Here is a 13691-nt window from a genome sequence, read left to right as displayed (position 1 = left end):
CTTGTATATATGTTTTTCATATCCATACATTGAATACCAACCATACAATATTTAAATACCGTTTTATCTGGAAGGGATTATGTCAAAAGCCATTCAAGGATTTGAATACGCAATAAAGGATGCTGAAGAGTTATTAGCCCATTTTGATAGTGTAAATGCAAACCCACCTCCACCAAACAGCGAAGTACTAAAACGAGCAGGACTTGTAATGGCACTCACTGCATGGGAAACCTATGTAGAAGATCGTGTTGTCGAAGAAATGCATAAAAAGCTTGCGATTGTTCAAGGTAGCTATCTTGGTGATTTTATATTAAAAAAACTTCATACAGATTTGAAAACATTCCACAACCCTAGCTCCGATAAAACAAAACGAATTTTTCAAGACTATTTAGGGTTTGATGTCACTGAAGGATGGCGGTGGTCAAATTACGAGCCAGATAAAGCCAGATCAACATTGAATCAATGGATTAAGAAGCGTGGGGATGCAGCCCATCGCTCAAAACCTATAAATTCAGGAATTCCATCAGCTCATTTGATTAAACGTGACGAACTTGAAAAAGTAATCAGATTTATAAAAGACTTGGTGAAGGCCACCGACAACTATGTCAATGAAAAGATAGATCAGCACCATGCTTCTGTTTTTGAGAGACAGCATCAGATATCAAGCTAAACAACTGGAAAATAGTGCTGTATCTTGGCGATTCCATACTAACTACGCAAATCTAACTATCACTTGACACCGACTTTGTCGGTGTCATTTATCGGTTCCCATTGCTGTTCTCCCCTCAATACTGTTTTGCGACCAGCGCCCTGTTTCCTGCAAGTCACGGCAGGCATACTGACCATTCGTTTTTGCCAAGGAGGTTCAGATGTCATCACCCGTGATTGTGATTGCCCAGCTTGAAGCCAAACCCGAATTCGCCGCCCAGTTTCGCGCCGCCCTTGAGCCGCTGATTGCGGCCACCTTGCAAGAAGCGGGCTGCCAGCGCTATCAGCTGCATCAGGACTTGGACAATCCAAACAGCTGGATGCTCTACGAGGTATGGGAGAGCGAAGCGGCCCTCACCGCCCATCAGGGCCAACCCCACTTTACCGAGTTTGTCGCCAAGGCCGAGCCCTGGTTTGCCAGCAGCACCATTCGCCGCTATCAGCCACTGGGCGCCTGACTGGCCCTAGAGCCTGTTTCTGTTCAGCCCATCAAGGGCCAACCACCACCCCATTGAGGAACAAGATGATCAATATGCCACCCATGGGTCTGGGCACCTTCCGCCTGAAGGGCGAGCCGCTGCTTGCCACCCTGACCAACGGTCTGGAGCTGGGCTATCGCCATATCGATACCGCCCAGATCTATGACAATGAAGCCGAAGTCGGCGCCGTGCTGACCCGCAGCACTGTTGCCCGCCACGAGATCTACCTGACCACCAAGGTGTGGACCAGCGAGTTTGGCCCGGGCAAGCTGATCCCGAGCCTTGAGGTGAGCCTCGAAAAACTGGGCACCGACTATCTGGATCTGGCGCTGATCCACTGGCCCTCCCCCAAGGATGAGGTGCCGATGGCAGTCTATCTGGAGCAGCTGGCCGAGGCCAAGGCCCGGGGCCTGACCCGGGAGATCGGGGTCTCCAACTTCACCGTGGCCCAGCTCAAACAGGCTATCGAGATTTTGGGGCCGGGGGCCATCGCTCACCAGCAGATCGAGGTTCATCCCCTGCTGCAAAACCGCAAGGTGGTCGAGTTCTGTAAAGCCCAGGGTATCGCCGTCACCGCCTATATGCCGCTCGCCTATGGCAAGGTGCTCGCCGAGCCGCTCTTGATGGAGATTGGCAAGCGCCACGGGGTATCGGCGGCGCAGGTGTCGCTGGCCTGGCTGCTGGCGCAGGAGATGACAGTGATCCCGAGCTCCACCAAGCGGGAGAATCAGGCCGCCAATCTGGCCGCTCTCGATATCACCTTGAGCAGCGAGGAGATGGCCGCCATCGCCACGCTGGATCGGGGCGAGCGCTGCGCCAATCCCGACTTTGCCCCTGCATGGGACTGACGCGAAAGGCGTGAGACTAACGCGAAAGAAAGGCTGGCTCGCCAGCAAGCCAGATAAAACAGGGAGAGCATCATGCTCTCCCTGTCTCTTTTCTTGCCTCACGCTTTGCAGCGCTTGCTGAACGTCCAGCCGCCACATTGATGCCAGATGCAGCCCCGCAATCAGGGCGCGTTCTGGCAAAGGGCGGGATCGAACACCTGATTCCAGTCTGATTTCATATCGACCACCACCCAGCCCCGCGCTTTTGCCTGTGCCAGCCCGTCGATCAGCTTGCCGCTGGCTGGCGGATGGCTGTCGTAGGCGTATTCGCGCTTGGCATCGGAGTGGTGCACCAACAAACCAAAAGTGTGGTAATCCGGGTTGGTCGAGGTGTATTGCAGCATGGGCACATCGCCATCGCTGTTGCCAAAAGCGCCGACCGGACGCTGCCCCATAAAGAGGTGAATGGCGGCCGGTTTCGCCTTGCTGTCATCGAAATAGGCGCCGTTCATGGTCTTGCGGATCTCGCTGCCCTCCCCGGTCAGGGCAAACTCGCCGAGGGTAAAGGAGCCAATCACCTGCTGGGGCGGAATGCCATACATCTGCTCGGACATCACCCGCATAAAATCGACGCCGCCGCCAGAGACAATCCAGGTCTGGAAGCCATTATCCCGCAGATACCCCAGCAGCTGCTTCATCGGCAGATAACCGAGCTGATCGTAGTGGCAGCCAAAACGGGGATCCTTGCTGCTGTTGACCCAGCGAGTGACCCGCTCGGCAAACTCGGTGGTGGTCATGCCGCTGTGGGTCAGTCCCACCAGCTTGGCGAGCCCCTTCGCCCCCGATTTGGCCACGGCCTTGAGGTCGTTGTTCAGCACTGCCGCGACGATGGGGTCGGCCTTCCACTCCGGGTGTTCCGGCGCCAGGCGCTTGATCTCGTCCATCGCAAACTGCAGCTGATAGGTCATGGGCGCTTCCGGCCAGAGGGTGCCGTCATTGTCAAACACCACATGGCGCTTCTCTGGCGGAATAAAAGTGGCCTGCTGCTGATCGGTGGCATTGGTTACCCAGCGGGTGATCGCCTGCTTGGCTGCCGTGTCATTCCAGGCAGAGAGGGGATCGCTCTGGCCAGCCTGTACCGCAAAGGCGCCGCACAGCAGCAAAAGAGAGGAGAGTCGATTCAAGGTCATCATGTTACCTGTCAGCTGGATATTGCCTGTCTATTGCCTGTAGATGAAAGCGCACGGCCATCACAACACCGGCGCACATGGGTTCAACACACGGGTTTCACAGGGAAAATCCTATGGCGGCCAGCTTGTACTGGAGCTTAAGCAAGCTCAGAAAAGGAGCAGCGTTAATCCCGTTCTGCGAGGCAGATCACTGCGTTGCGCTCACACAGCGGCCAACACAATCCCCTCCCACTCAGCGCTATTGCTGCTTATTTGGCAAAAGTAATTTGATGTCACCGTCATTTTTGCCAACAAAACCCATCGGCATACTGGCGCCATTCTCCCGTCGGGAGTCCCTAACCAAGGAGTTGTTATGCCACTGGCGTTATTTGCCCTTACCCTGAGTGCCTTTGCGATCGGCACCACTGAATTTGTGATTGTGGGGCTTATCCCCACCATCGCCGAGCAGCTCAATGTCTCGCTCCCCTCGGCGGGCCTGCTGGTCAGCCTCTATGCCCTTGGGGTGGCCATCGGCGCCCCCGTGCTCACGGCGCTGACCGGCAAGGTGCCGCGCAAGTGGCTGCTGGTGGGACTGATGGCACTCTTTACCGCTGGCAACCTGCTGGCCTGGCAGGCCCCCGGTTACGAGAGCCTGATTGTGGCCCGCATCCTGACCGGATTGGCGCACGGGGTCTTCTTCTCGGTGGGCAGCACCATCGCCACGGGTCTTGTGGCCAAAGAGAAGGCGGCGAGCGCCATCGCTATCATGTTCAGCGGCCTTACCGTGGCGCTGGTAACCGGCGTACCGCTCGGCACCTGGATTGGTCAGGTCTTTGGCTGGCGTGAAACCTTTCTGGTGGTGAGCCTGCTGGGTCTGGTCGCCATGGTGGGTAGCCTGCTGCTGATCCCGAGCAACCTGCCCAAGGGGGCAGCCTCGACCATTCGCGAGCAACTCTCGGTACTGACCAAAAAGCCGCTGCTGCTGGTCTACGCCAAGACCGCCCTCGGTTATGGCGGCGCCTTCACGGCGTTTACCTTCCTCGCCCCCATCCTGCAGCAGGTGAGTGGCTTTAGCGCCGGTGCGGTGAGCCTGATCCTGCTGGTGTACGGGGTATCGGTTGCCGTCGGCAATATCTGGGGCGGCAAGCTGGCCGACAAGATGGGCCCATTGCCCGCACTGAAACTGCTGTTTGCCGGTCTGGCGCTGGTGCTGCTGGCCCTCACCTTCACCGCCCCCCATCCGGTGCTGGCCGTGTTCACCGTGCTGGTGTGGGGCGCCTTTGCCTTCGGCAACGTGCCGGGTCTGCAGGTGCTGGTGGTGAAGCAGGCCGAACTGCACACCCCCAAGGCGGTGGATGTGGCATCGGGCCTCAATATTGCCGCCTTCAACGTCGGCATTGCGCTCGGCTCCGTGGTTGGTGGTTTTGTGGTAGAGCACCTCGGCCTGATGCACACACCCTGGATCGGCGCCCTTATCGTGCTGCTGGCCTACGGGCTGACCCATGTCAGCGAGCGACGCGAAGCCCTCCGGCTCGCCGCCTGTCAGGCATAGGCTGCGCCAGCAGGCGTCACGCAAGGGCGTGGCGCCTGCTGCAATCGGCGCGGCAGGCTTCTATGCTGTGACACAGCGTTAACCCGGCAACTGTTTCAGCAACCAAGCCTGTCACCCTCGCATCATTTGCCACGGAGTCTGTTATGAAGGTGCTTATTGTCTATGCCCATCCCGAACCCAAAAGCTTCAACGGTGCCCTCTTCTGCCACGCCATCAGGGCGCTGGAGCAGGCGGGCCACACCGTGATGACCAGCGATCTCTATGCCATGGGCTTTGATCCCGTCTCGGATCGGCGCAACTTCACTGCCGCCAGCGATCCCGATTTTCTCAAGCTGCAGCTTGAAGAGCTGGCTGCCACCGAGCAGGGCAGCTTTGCCCCGCAACTGGAGCAGGAGATGCAAAAGCTGGAGGCGGCCGATCTGCTGATCTTCCAGTTCCCGCTCTGGTGGTTTGGCCTGCCAGCCATTCTCAAGGGGTGGGTGGATAGAGTCTTTGCCATGGGGCGGGTCTACGGTCAGGGCCATATCTACGAGAGCGGCAAGTTTCGCGGCAAGCGGGCGCTGCTGAGCCTCACCACCGGCGGCCCTGCCGAGACTTATCTGCCCGACGGCTTCAACGGCGATATCGACGGGGTGCTGCGCCCCATCCAGCGCGGGATCCTGCAATTTGTCGGCTTCGACGTGCTGCGCCCCCATATCTGCTATGCCCCGGTGCGGGTCTCGCAAGAAGAGCGGGAAGCCTGGCTCGCCCAGTGGGCCGAGCGCCTTGGCCAGATTGAACAGGAGTCCCCCATCGCAGTCGGCCGCTACCAGTAACAGCTGACGCCCCCCAAAGCACAAAAACAGCGAGAGGCACCCGGCCGCTCGCTGTTTTTCACGCTCTGTCGTTATGGTTTTTGTTATCCGTTAGCGGGTCTTATGCCGCCTGTTGCACGCCTGCTTTGCCGGTCACGGCCCGCTTGAGCCAGTAGTCGAGGCTGACGTAGCGGCCCCCGCCGTAAACCAGCAGCACCAGTAGCATCACGAAGTAGGTGGCGGCAAACTCCATCCCGTTGTTGAGCATCACGGGATCCCCGAGCTCGGTGATGTAGTTGTAACGACCGGGGAAGTTCGCCGCCAGCCACTCGATAAAGCCGTTGAGGCGCAAGGTAGCCTCCATGCTGCCGGTGGCGATGGCATCCCAGCCGTGCTTCCAGTGCACCATGGCACTCGCCACGCTCATCAGGAAGATGGTGGGAATGGCCATGATGCGGGTAAAGAGGCCAAGGGCGATGCAGATGCAACCCAGCACCTCGGTACCGGCCGCCAGAAAGGCGAGCAGGGTCGGGAACGGCAGGTTGAGCCCCCCTTCCGAGACCGGCGCGCCAAACCAGGCGACCGTGCCGGCAAAGCCCATCACCTTGGAGTGGGCCCCCACATAGATGACCGGAATGAGATAGAGACGAATGGCCAGCAGGGCCAGAAAATCGAGCCGCTTGCACTGGGCTACCGCCCGCTCGTACCACTGGATAAGGGTGTTGTTCATGGGAATTCTCCTTGGTGTTTGCTAAATGGGGGCAAGGGAGTGCCAGGCTGGCGCTCGCCAACGGACAAGGTCAGCAGACCCAGCCGGTAAAAATGGCGCGCCCACTCGCTCAGATCAAAATCACTGCGAACCTGTTGCACCTGTTGCTGGAACGCGGCTTGGGTGCTCCCCGGCTGCTGTTGCAGCAGCTGGATCAGGGCCACATCCCATTCGCGCAAGCGCTGGGTCACCACCTGATGATCCGGGCTGCGAAACAGGCCATAGAAGTGGCTGCCCTGCCGGGTCGGCACCACGCCGCTGCGACGAATGGCAAAGGGGAGCTCAAGCAGTTGCAGGGTGGGATTGAGCGTAAACGAACTCTCCGCCGTTACCTCCTCCCCCGGCAACACTTGCGGCACCACCCCTTCATCAATCTCGACACAGAGGCAGGCCCACTCGTACTCCAGCAGCGCCAGCCGCTGCCTGGGCCAGTTGAGAGAGCCCTCACTGTGGCGATGCTGCACATAGCGGACAAACTCGGTGGCGATATGGTGAAACTCGGGGGCCTCGGCGCCGTGTGCGATGACAAAGCCCTCCACCAGTTGCCATCTGTCCACCGGCGCCCAGTGAGCGTGGGTGAGCGGAAAGGCACTCTCCAGCACCGACTCCACATTGGCGCGCACGCTGCGGGCATAGTGGCTGGCGATGCCATCCTGCGGCAGCCGCACCCGGCTCGCCAGCCAGGCGGTCTGCTGCTGCATCCGCTGCGGCGCCGTTTTGGGCGCAGTGATCAGGGATAACCGTCTATCCATAGCGCACCTCCCGCACCTGATGGTCGATCGCCTCGCAACAGGCGCCGTGCACCCGCGCCAGCTCGGCCTCCAGCTCTGCCAGCGGTGGCAGATGGTGATCCCGCTCCAGCAGCAGGGGGCGCAGGCCGTGGGTCTGAACCGTATAACGGGCCAGCGCCACCACCTCCTCGCACACCGGTTTGCCATGGGTATCCAGCAAGGTGCCGTCCGCCTCTTCCAGATGACCGGCGATATGGAAGTAACGGATCGCACTGCCCGGCAGCCCGGCGATCATCCGCTTGGGGCAGTAACCGTGGTTGCGGCTGTTCACAAAGACGTTGTTGATATCGAGCAGCAGCTCGCAGCCGCTGCGCGCCACCAGCTCGGCGAGAAAATCCTCCTCCGGCATCTCGTGGTCATAGCCGTGGTAGTAGGAGATATTTTCCAGCACCAGCGGGCGGGCCAGCGCCTCCTGCACCTGCGCGATCCGCTCGGCCAGATAGGGGATGTTCTCCCACTGGCGCGGCACCGGTAAGAGCTCGTAGAGATAACCCTGCTGGTCGCGGGAAAAGCTCAGGTGCTCGCTGTAGATCTCGATGCCGAACTCATCCAGAAAGGTGCGGATCTGGCCGAGCAGGGTGCGATTGAGGGGTTGGCAATCGCCGAGGGAGAGGCTGAGGCCGTGGGCCACCAGCGGGTAACGCTCGGCGATCCGGTGCAGCTGCGCCCGCCTGGCACCGCCGATGGCCATCCAGTTCTCCGGCGCCAGCTCGAGAAAATCGATGCCGGGGCGGACGGGGCCGGAGCAGAGCGCATCCAGATGCTCCTGGCGCAATCCGATCCCCCGACTGCGGGAGCTTATTGGCCGCATACCCCCTCCGTCATCTTGCTGCCGTTTCTGGATTTGTCGCCATCAATCCCCTCGCCCGCCACGCCACACTTGCCGTCGCGGGCGCGCACCAGCCGCCCCTGCGGATCGCTGTCGAGGGCCTGCTTTTCAAAGCGCTTCTCGGTGCCGCACTTGCCCGCCGCACACTTGCCGCCGTGCTGTTCGCTGGGGGCGGCTTTCACCGGCGCATCGCTCGGGGTGGCCGCCAGCGCAAGTCCCGGGGTCAGGGCAATCAGGCTGGTCATGGCGATGGAGAGGGTCAGTTTGCCGGTGGTTTTGTTGCTGCTTGAGTTACTCATGAGCGGACTCCTTGACGGATGAAACGGGATAGCTGGAGAGATCGCGGGCGGCCACGATCTGGCCGTGGAACTGCTGTTTGACGATGGCCATCGCCTCTTTCTTGTGATTGAGGCCAACCCCCATCCAGTGGTTGAGCACCAGCAGCTTGGGGTTCACCTCGGCGGCAATTTTGGCCACCACAGATGGCTTGGCATGGAGCGAGGCGGAGACCGGATCGGCCCCTTCGTGGATGGCGAGCGGCATCACCAGAATGTCGGCCCCCTTGGCAAACGGCACAAAGGCCGGGTTGCTGCCGTTCTGATCCGCCGAGATAACGATGGTCCCCTCAGCGCTCTCGATGCGATAGGCCAGACAGGGCACGTCACCGTGAGGGATGCCGAGCGCCGTGATGGTCAGCCCATCCTGCTGATAGACGGTGTGAGGCTGCGGGCTCTGGTAGGGCACATCATGGAGAGTGATGGGGAAGAGGCCATCGGTGCCATCCTTGAAGCCGCTCAGGTAGGCATAAGCGCCCTTGTCTTTGTTGAAGAGGGCATCAAAGTAGCCGCTCATGCTGGGGAAGGCCGAGCCGGCCTCTGGCCCCGCCAGATCCAGCGGATCGCTGCGCTCGAAGAAGTAGGCCCCCTTGAGCAGGGCGGGCAGGTCGGTCACATGGTCGGTGTGAAAGTGGGTGATGCCGATAAAGTCGACCTCTTCGAGCTTGACCCCCGCCTGGCCGAAGCGCAGGTAGACGCCGCCACCGGCATCGATCAGGATGCGGGACTTCCCCTTCCACCAGATCACCTCGCTGGAGGAGGCACGCAGGTCGTCGGAGATGGGGCCACCACTGCCGAGCACCTGCAGGGTGAAGGTTTTATCCAGTGGCGTCAGTTGTACCGGTTCGGCACAGGCCGGGGCGACGGTGAGCGCGCACCCGATGGCCAGCGCCACCGCTTTCAATCTCTGTTTCATCACAATTACCTGTCGGTTGGTTGTCGGTTGAAAGTGTGTCGTTTGTGTCGTTTAAAGAGGGGGAGAGAGGGGCCGATGGCGACGAGTGAACACCAACCGCCGGCCGTGGCGGGGCGCGAGCCCCCGCCGTCAGTTACCGTCCCGTTCGTCCGCCTGCCAGCGCGCTTCCAGCCAGAGCAGGTTGCACAAGCCCAGCAGCAGGGCGAATCCGAGGCCCAAAATCCAGGTGAAGTACCACATAGCAGATCCCTTGAGGTCAGTAGAGTTGATGGCTGTCGCGCTTGATGCGGGCACGGTCGAGCTTGCCGCGTACCACCCGATAGACCCAGCCGGTGTAGCCCAGGTTGACCGGCATCAGCACCAGCACGAGGCCGAACATGATGGCCAGGGTTTTGTAGCTGGAGGTGCTGTCCCACAGGGTCAGGCTGCTGACCGCATCGAGGGATGAGGGCAGCACGAAGGGGAACAGGGCGATGGCCACCGAGCAGAGCATGGCGGCGCAGGCGATGGCGCTGGCCAGCAGCGCAATTCGGCCCCGCTCCAGCCAGGAGGCAATCCCGCTCACCAGCGGCGCCAGCGCCCCGATGATCGGCACCAGCCACAGCAGCGGATAGTCAAAATAGTTGCGCAGCCAGCCACCGGCGTGGGGGATCACCCCCTTCATCAGCGGGCTGATGGCAGCATTTGGGTCAAAAGGTTGTGTGCCGACACCGGTCAGCTGAAACCCTTGCAGATCCACCAGATGCCAGCCAGCCAGCAGATAGCAGAGGGTCACCAGCGGGGCCAGCAGGATGGCGATCCCCCGTGCGCGCAGCGCAGGGGTGCCGGTCACCTTGGCTTGCAGAAAACCGGCGCCGTGCAGCAGCAACAGGCAGATGGCAGTGGCCAGCACCGAGAGCAACCAGCCCCAGTGGAAGTCGAACGCGCCATAGTGCAGACGCAGCGCCGTGTCGAAGCGAAACGGCAGCCCCTCCATCACCAGACCGATAGCCGCACCGAGGATGAGCGCCGGTATCAGGCCACCCGCCACCAGTGCCCGATCCCACCAGCGGCGCCACACCGGATCGGCCAGCTTGCTGCGATAGTCAAAACCGACCGGACGCAGAAAGAGCCCGAGCAGCAGCACCACCATGGGGATGTAGAGCCCCGAGAAAGCGGCGGCATAAACCAGCGGCCAGGCGGCGAACAGGGCTCCGGCACCGGCAATCAGCCACACCTGATTGCCCTCCCACACCGGTCCCACGCTGTTGATCACCAGACGGCGGTCGTCGTCATCTTTCGACACCACCGGCAGCAGCATGGCGATGCCGAGATCGAAGCCATCCATCACGATAAAGCCGACCATCATGAAGAGCAGCAGCGCCCACCAGATGAGTTTCAGAGTTGCGTAATCCATCAGGCGATCCTCGCAAGTTCGGATTGTTCACCGCTGTAGCGGCCGGTATGGAGAATGGCGGGCCCCTTGCGGATCACCCGGCGCAGCAGGAACAGCTCCACCACCAGCAGCAGGGTGTAGATGGAGCAGATGGCGATAAGGCTGAACCAGAGCTGGCCCGGGGTAAGCAGGGAGACCGAGGCCGACACCGGCAGCACGTCGCTGATGGTCCAGGGCTGGCGACCAAACTCGGCCACAAACCAGCCCGCCTCGATGGCAATCCAGGGCAGCGGAATGCTCCAGAGCAGGGTCTTGAGCAGGCGTGGCGAGCTCTGCAGCCTGTTGCGGCAGAGCTGGATAAAGCTCACCACCATCAGCCCCAGCATCGCGACGCCGAGCCCCACCATCAGGCGAAAACCGAAGAAGAGCGGCGCCACCTGCGGGATGGAGTCCTCTACCGCTTTGGCAATCTCCGCCTCCCCCGCCTTGGCGATATTGCTGGCATAGGGGGTGAGCAGCAGACCGTAGCCGAGATCCTTGCCGTGCTTGGCAAACAGCGCCCGGTTTTCGGCCGAATCGTTGCCGGCGCGGATCTGTTCGAGCGCTCCGGACGCCACCATGCCGCTGCGAATGCGCGCCTCGTGCTGCACCTTGAGATCCTTGATGCCGGTCACCGCCTCATCGAGGGATCGAGTGGCGATGATCCCCATCAGATACTGGATCTTGATGGCGGCGTGGGTGGTCTCCCCCTGCTGATCCGGGAAGCCGAACAGGGTGAAGGAGGCAGGTGCCGGCTCGGTGTGCCACTCCGCCTCGATGGCGGCAAGCTTCACCTTCTGCACCTCGCCGGTGCGATAGCCAGACTCATCCCCGAGCACGATGACCGAGAGGATGGCGGCCAGCCCGAAGCCGGAGGCGATGGCAAAAGAGCGCAGGGCGAACTGCACCTCGGTCTTGCGCAGCAGATACCAGCTGCTCACCCCCATCACAAACATGGAGGCGGCCACATAGCCCGCCGCAACGGTGTGAACAAACTTCACCTGCGCCACCGGGTTGAGCAGCACGGCGGCGATATCCACCAGCTCCATCCGCTGGGTCAGCAGGTTGAACTCGGCCCCCACCGGGTTTTGCATCCAGCCGTTGCCGATCAGGATCCAGAGCGCCGAGAGGTTGGAGCCGAGCGCCACCAGCATGGTCACCAGCAGGTGCTTGCCGCGGGAGAGCTTGTCCCAACCAAAGAAGAAGAGTCCCACCAGGGTCGATTCGAGGAAGAAGGCCATCAGCCCCTCGATGGCCAGCGGGGTACCGAAGATGTCCCCCACATAGTGGGAGTAATAGGCCCAGTTGGTGCCGAACTGGAACTCCATGGTGATCCCCGTGGTGACCCCCATGACGAAGTTGATGCCAAACAGTTTGCCCCAGAAGCGGGTGATGTCCTGATAGATCACCTTGCCGGTCATCACATAGGCCGACTCGGCGATCACCAGGATCCAGGACAGCCCCAGGGTGAGGGGGACAAACAGGAAGTGGAACAGGGCCGTGGCGCCAAATTGCAGGCGCGACAGGCTGACCACGTCATCTGGATTGATCATGCGTCACTCTCTTTTGTTGTATTTGCCTTGCACGTTTCATGCAGGACAAGTACACCACGGGTCATGACACCTATAACAGATGCAGTTATAGTGAATAGCACCTATAACAGTTGATCCAGATCATGCCTCTTTACCAACAACTGGCCGAACGCCTGAGCCGCGAGATCGATGACGGCATCTGGCAACCGGGGGAGCGCATCCCCTCCATCCGCCAGAGCTGCAAGACCCACAACCTCAGCCCCATGACGGTGCTGCAGGCCTATCAGTTGCTGGAGAGTCAGGGGCGGATCCTCGCCCGTCCCCAGTCCGGTTACTACGTCAAGGCCGCCTCGCCAAAGGTGGCGCGCCACACCCCGAGCCAGACCCACTACAGCGGCTCGGTGGATATCAACGATCTGGTGTTCGAGGTGTTGCAGGCGAGCAAATCGCGGGCGCTGGTGCCCCTTGGCATGTCGGTGGCCGACCCGACCCTGTTCCCCCATCCCCAGCTCGGGCGGGCGCTGGCCAGCTGCATGCGCAGGCTCGACCCCTTCAGCACGGTGGCCGACCTGCCCCCCGGCAACGAGGCGCTGCGCCGCGCCATCGCCCAGCGCTACGCCAGCGACGGGGTCGCCATCAACCCGCAGGAGATCATCATCACCACCGGCGCCATGGAGGCGCTCTCCCTCAGTCTGCAGGTGCTGACCGAGCCCGGTGACTGGGTGGTGGTAGAGTCCCCCACCTTCTATGGCGCCCTGCAGGCCATCGAGCGGCTGAAACTCAAGGCGGTGGAGATCCCGGTGATCCCGGGGGTGGGCATCGATCTGGCGCTGTTGGAAGACGCCCTCAACCAGATGCCGATCAAGGCGTGCTGGCTGATGGGCAATGTGCAGCACCCGCTGGGCCACACCATGCCCGATGCGCACAAACAGGGGCTGATGGCGCTGCTCAACGCCCACAAGGTGCCGCTGGTGGAGGATGACGTTTATGCCGAGGTCTACTTCGGCCGTGAGCGCCCCAAGCCCATCAAGCACTGGGATCAGCGCGGTGACAGCCTGCTCTGCAGCTCCTTCTCCAAGTGTCTGGCGCCGGGCTTTCGGGTCGGCTGGGTGGTGGCGGGGCCCCATGCCGAGCGGATCCAGCGGCTGCAACTGATGTCCACCCTCTCCACCAATGTGCCGAGCCAGCTGGCGCTGGCCGAGATGCTGCGTCAGGGCGGGGTCGATGCCCACTTTCGCCGCCTGCGCCACACCCTGGCCCAGCGCCAGCAGCAGATGCGGGCTGCGCTGCAGCGACTGCTGCCGGGCGAGGTGCGGATCTCCTCCCCCGATGGCGGCTACTTTCTCTGGCTGGAGTTTCCGCCCCGCCTCGACAGCCGCGCCCTCCACGCCATGGCGCTCGACTGCGGCTTCTCCATCGCCCCCGGCGCCCTCTTCTCCAGTCAGGGGCAACACAACCACTGCCTGCGCCTCAACAGCTCCCATCCCTGGAGCGAGCAGCTGGAGCAGGCGCTCCACCAGCTTGCAGGTCTTATAAACCGGCAGCTGGCAACAGAGGGGTGATCGCCAAAGCGCAG

The 13691-nt window shown here is 61.3% G+C and carries 15 protein-coding genes; 6 read left to right on the top strand and 9 right to left on the bottom strand.

Features of this window, described 5'->3' with window-relative positions:
* The first annotated feature begins 79 nt into the window (after positions 1-79).
* From AB5Y67_RS01745 to dkgB, 3 genes are all read left to right on the top strand, one after another.
* Complete coding sequence (locus tag AB5Y67_RS01745; protein ID WP_082044030.1) at positions 80-670, top strand: HEPN domain-containing protein; 591 nt, start codon at positions 80-82, stop codon at positions 668-670.
* A gap of 199 nt (positions 671-869) precedes the next feature.
* Complete coding sequence (locus AB5Y67_RS01740) at positions 870-1166, top strand: putative quinol monooxygenase (RefSeq protein WP_040097728.1); 297 nt, start codon at positions 870-872, stop codon at positions 1164-1166.
* 65 nt (positions 1167-1231) lie between these two features.
* Positions 1232-2035, top strand: a complete 804-nt coding sequence (gene dkgB / locus AB5Y67_RS01735) for a 2,5-didehydrogluconate reductase DkgB (protein WP_199428417.1) — start codon at positions 1232-1234, stop codon at positions 2033-2035.
* A 161-nt stretch (positions 2036-2196) separates the two neighbouring features.
* Here the strand turns inward: dkgB and AB5Y67_RS01730 are convergent, their stop codons facing one another.
* Entirely contained in the window at positions 2197-3207 is a 1011-nt protein-coding gene (locus AB5Y67_RS01730) for an HAD family phosphatase (protein ID WP_234915203.1), read from the bottom strand.
* Positions 3208-3556: 349 nt separating this feature from the next.
* Here AB5Y67_RS01730 and AB5Y67_RS01725 point away from each other — a divergent pair, with 349 nt between their 5' ends.
* Positions 3557-4735 carry an MFS transporter gene (locus AB5Y67_RS01725; RefSeq protein WP_199428418.1) on the top strand — a complete coding sequence of 393 codons (1179 nt, stop codon included), beginning with the start codon at positions 3557-3559 and terminating at the stop codon, positions 4733-4735.
* A 143-nt stretch (positions 4736-4878) separates the two neighbouring features.
* Positions 4879-5550 (top strand): NAD(P)H-dependent oxidoreductase, encoded by a 672-nt coding sequence (locus AB5Y67_RS01720; protein WP_005359664.1) that lies wholly within the window; start codon positions 4879-4881, stop codon positions 5548-5550.
* A 100-nt stretch (positions 5551-5650) separates the two neighbouring features.
* On the opposite strand, the gene AB5Y67_RS01715 is transcribed toward AB5Y67_RS01720, so the two are convergent.
* From AB5Y67_RS01715 to AB5Y67_RS01680, 8 genes are all read right to left on the bottom strand, one after another.
* A complete protein-coding gene (locus AB5Y67_RS01715) occupies positions 5651-6259 on the bottom strand; it encodes a DoxX family protein (protein ID WP_064338242.1) in 609 nt (202 codons plus the stop codon).
* Positions 6256-7050, bottom strand: coding sequence for a putative DNA-binding domain-containing protein (locus AB5Y67_RS01710; RefSeq protein ID WP_199428419.1), 795 nt, complete (start codon positions 7048-7050; stop codon positions 6256-6258). The genes AB5Y67_RS01715 and AB5Y67_RS01710 overlap by 4 nt, the downstream gene beginning before the upstream one ends.
* Positions 7043-7900, bottom strand: a complete 858-nt coding sequence (locus AB5Y67_RS01705; RefSeq protein WP_199428420.1) for a DUF692 domain-containing protein — start codon at positions 7898-7900, stop codon at positions 7043-7045. Before AB5Y67_RS01705 ends, AB5Y67_RS01710 begins: the two co-directional genes overlap by 8 nt.
* On the bottom strand, positions 7888-8217 hold the full coding sequence (locus AB5Y67_RS01700; protein ID WP_199428421.1) for a hypothetical protein: 330 nt from the start codon (positions 8215-8217) through the stop codon (positions 7888-7890). Before AB5Y67_RS01700 ends, AB5Y67_RS01705 begins: the two co-directional genes overlap by 13 nt.
* On the bottom strand, positions 8210-9169 hold the full coding sequence (locus AB5Y67_RS01695; protein ID WP_199428422.1) for an MBL fold metallo-hydrolase: 960 nt from the start codon (positions 9167-9169) through the stop codon (positions 8210-8212). The genes AB5Y67_RS01700 and AB5Y67_RS01695 overlap by 8 nt, the downstream gene beginning before the upstream one ends.
* A gap of 129 nt (positions 9170-9298) precedes the next feature.
* Positions 9299-9409: a cytochrome bd-I oxidase subunit CydX gene (gene cydX, locus AB5Y67_RS01690; RefSeq protein ID WP_005337572.1), complete on the bottom strand. Its 111-nt coding sequence runs from the start codon at positions 9407-9409 to the stop codon at positions 9299-9301.
* Positions 9410-9425: 16 nt separating this feature from the next.
* Positions 9426-10565: a cytochrome d ubiquinol oxidase subunit II gene (cydB, locus tag AB5Y67_RS01685; protein WP_199428423.1), complete on the bottom strand. Its 1140-nt coding sequence runs from the start codon at positions 10563-10565 to the stop codon at positions 9426-9428.
* Positions 10565-12136 (bottom strand): cytochrome ubiquinol oxidase subunit I, encoded by a 1572-nt coding sequence (locus AB5Y67_RS01680; protein WP_199428424.1) that lies wholly within the window; start codon positions 12134-12136, stop codon positions 10565-10567. Before AB5Y67_RS01680 ends, cydB begins: the two co-directional genes overlap by 1 nt.
* 122 nt (positions 12137-12258) lie before the next feature.
* On the opposite strand from AB5Y67_RS01680, the gene AB5Y67_RS01675 reads away from it, so the two are divergent.
* Complete coding sequence (locus tag AB5Y67_RS01675; RefSeq protein WP_199428425.1) at positions 12259-13677, top strand: PLP-dependent aminotransferase family protein; 1419 nt, start codon at positions 12259-12261, stop codon at positions 13675-13677.
* Positions 13678-13691 lie beyond the last annotated feature (14 nt).

Origin of the sequence: Aeromonas sp. s12, from assembly GCF_040907925.1 — a bacterium.
Taxonomy (GTDB): Bacteria; Pseudomonadota; Gammaproteobacteria; order Enterobacterales; family Aeromonadaceae; genus Aeromonas; species Aeromonas veronii.
Note: the sequence above shows the minus strand (reverse complement) of the source record. Positions and strands in the feature narration are given on the sequence as shown.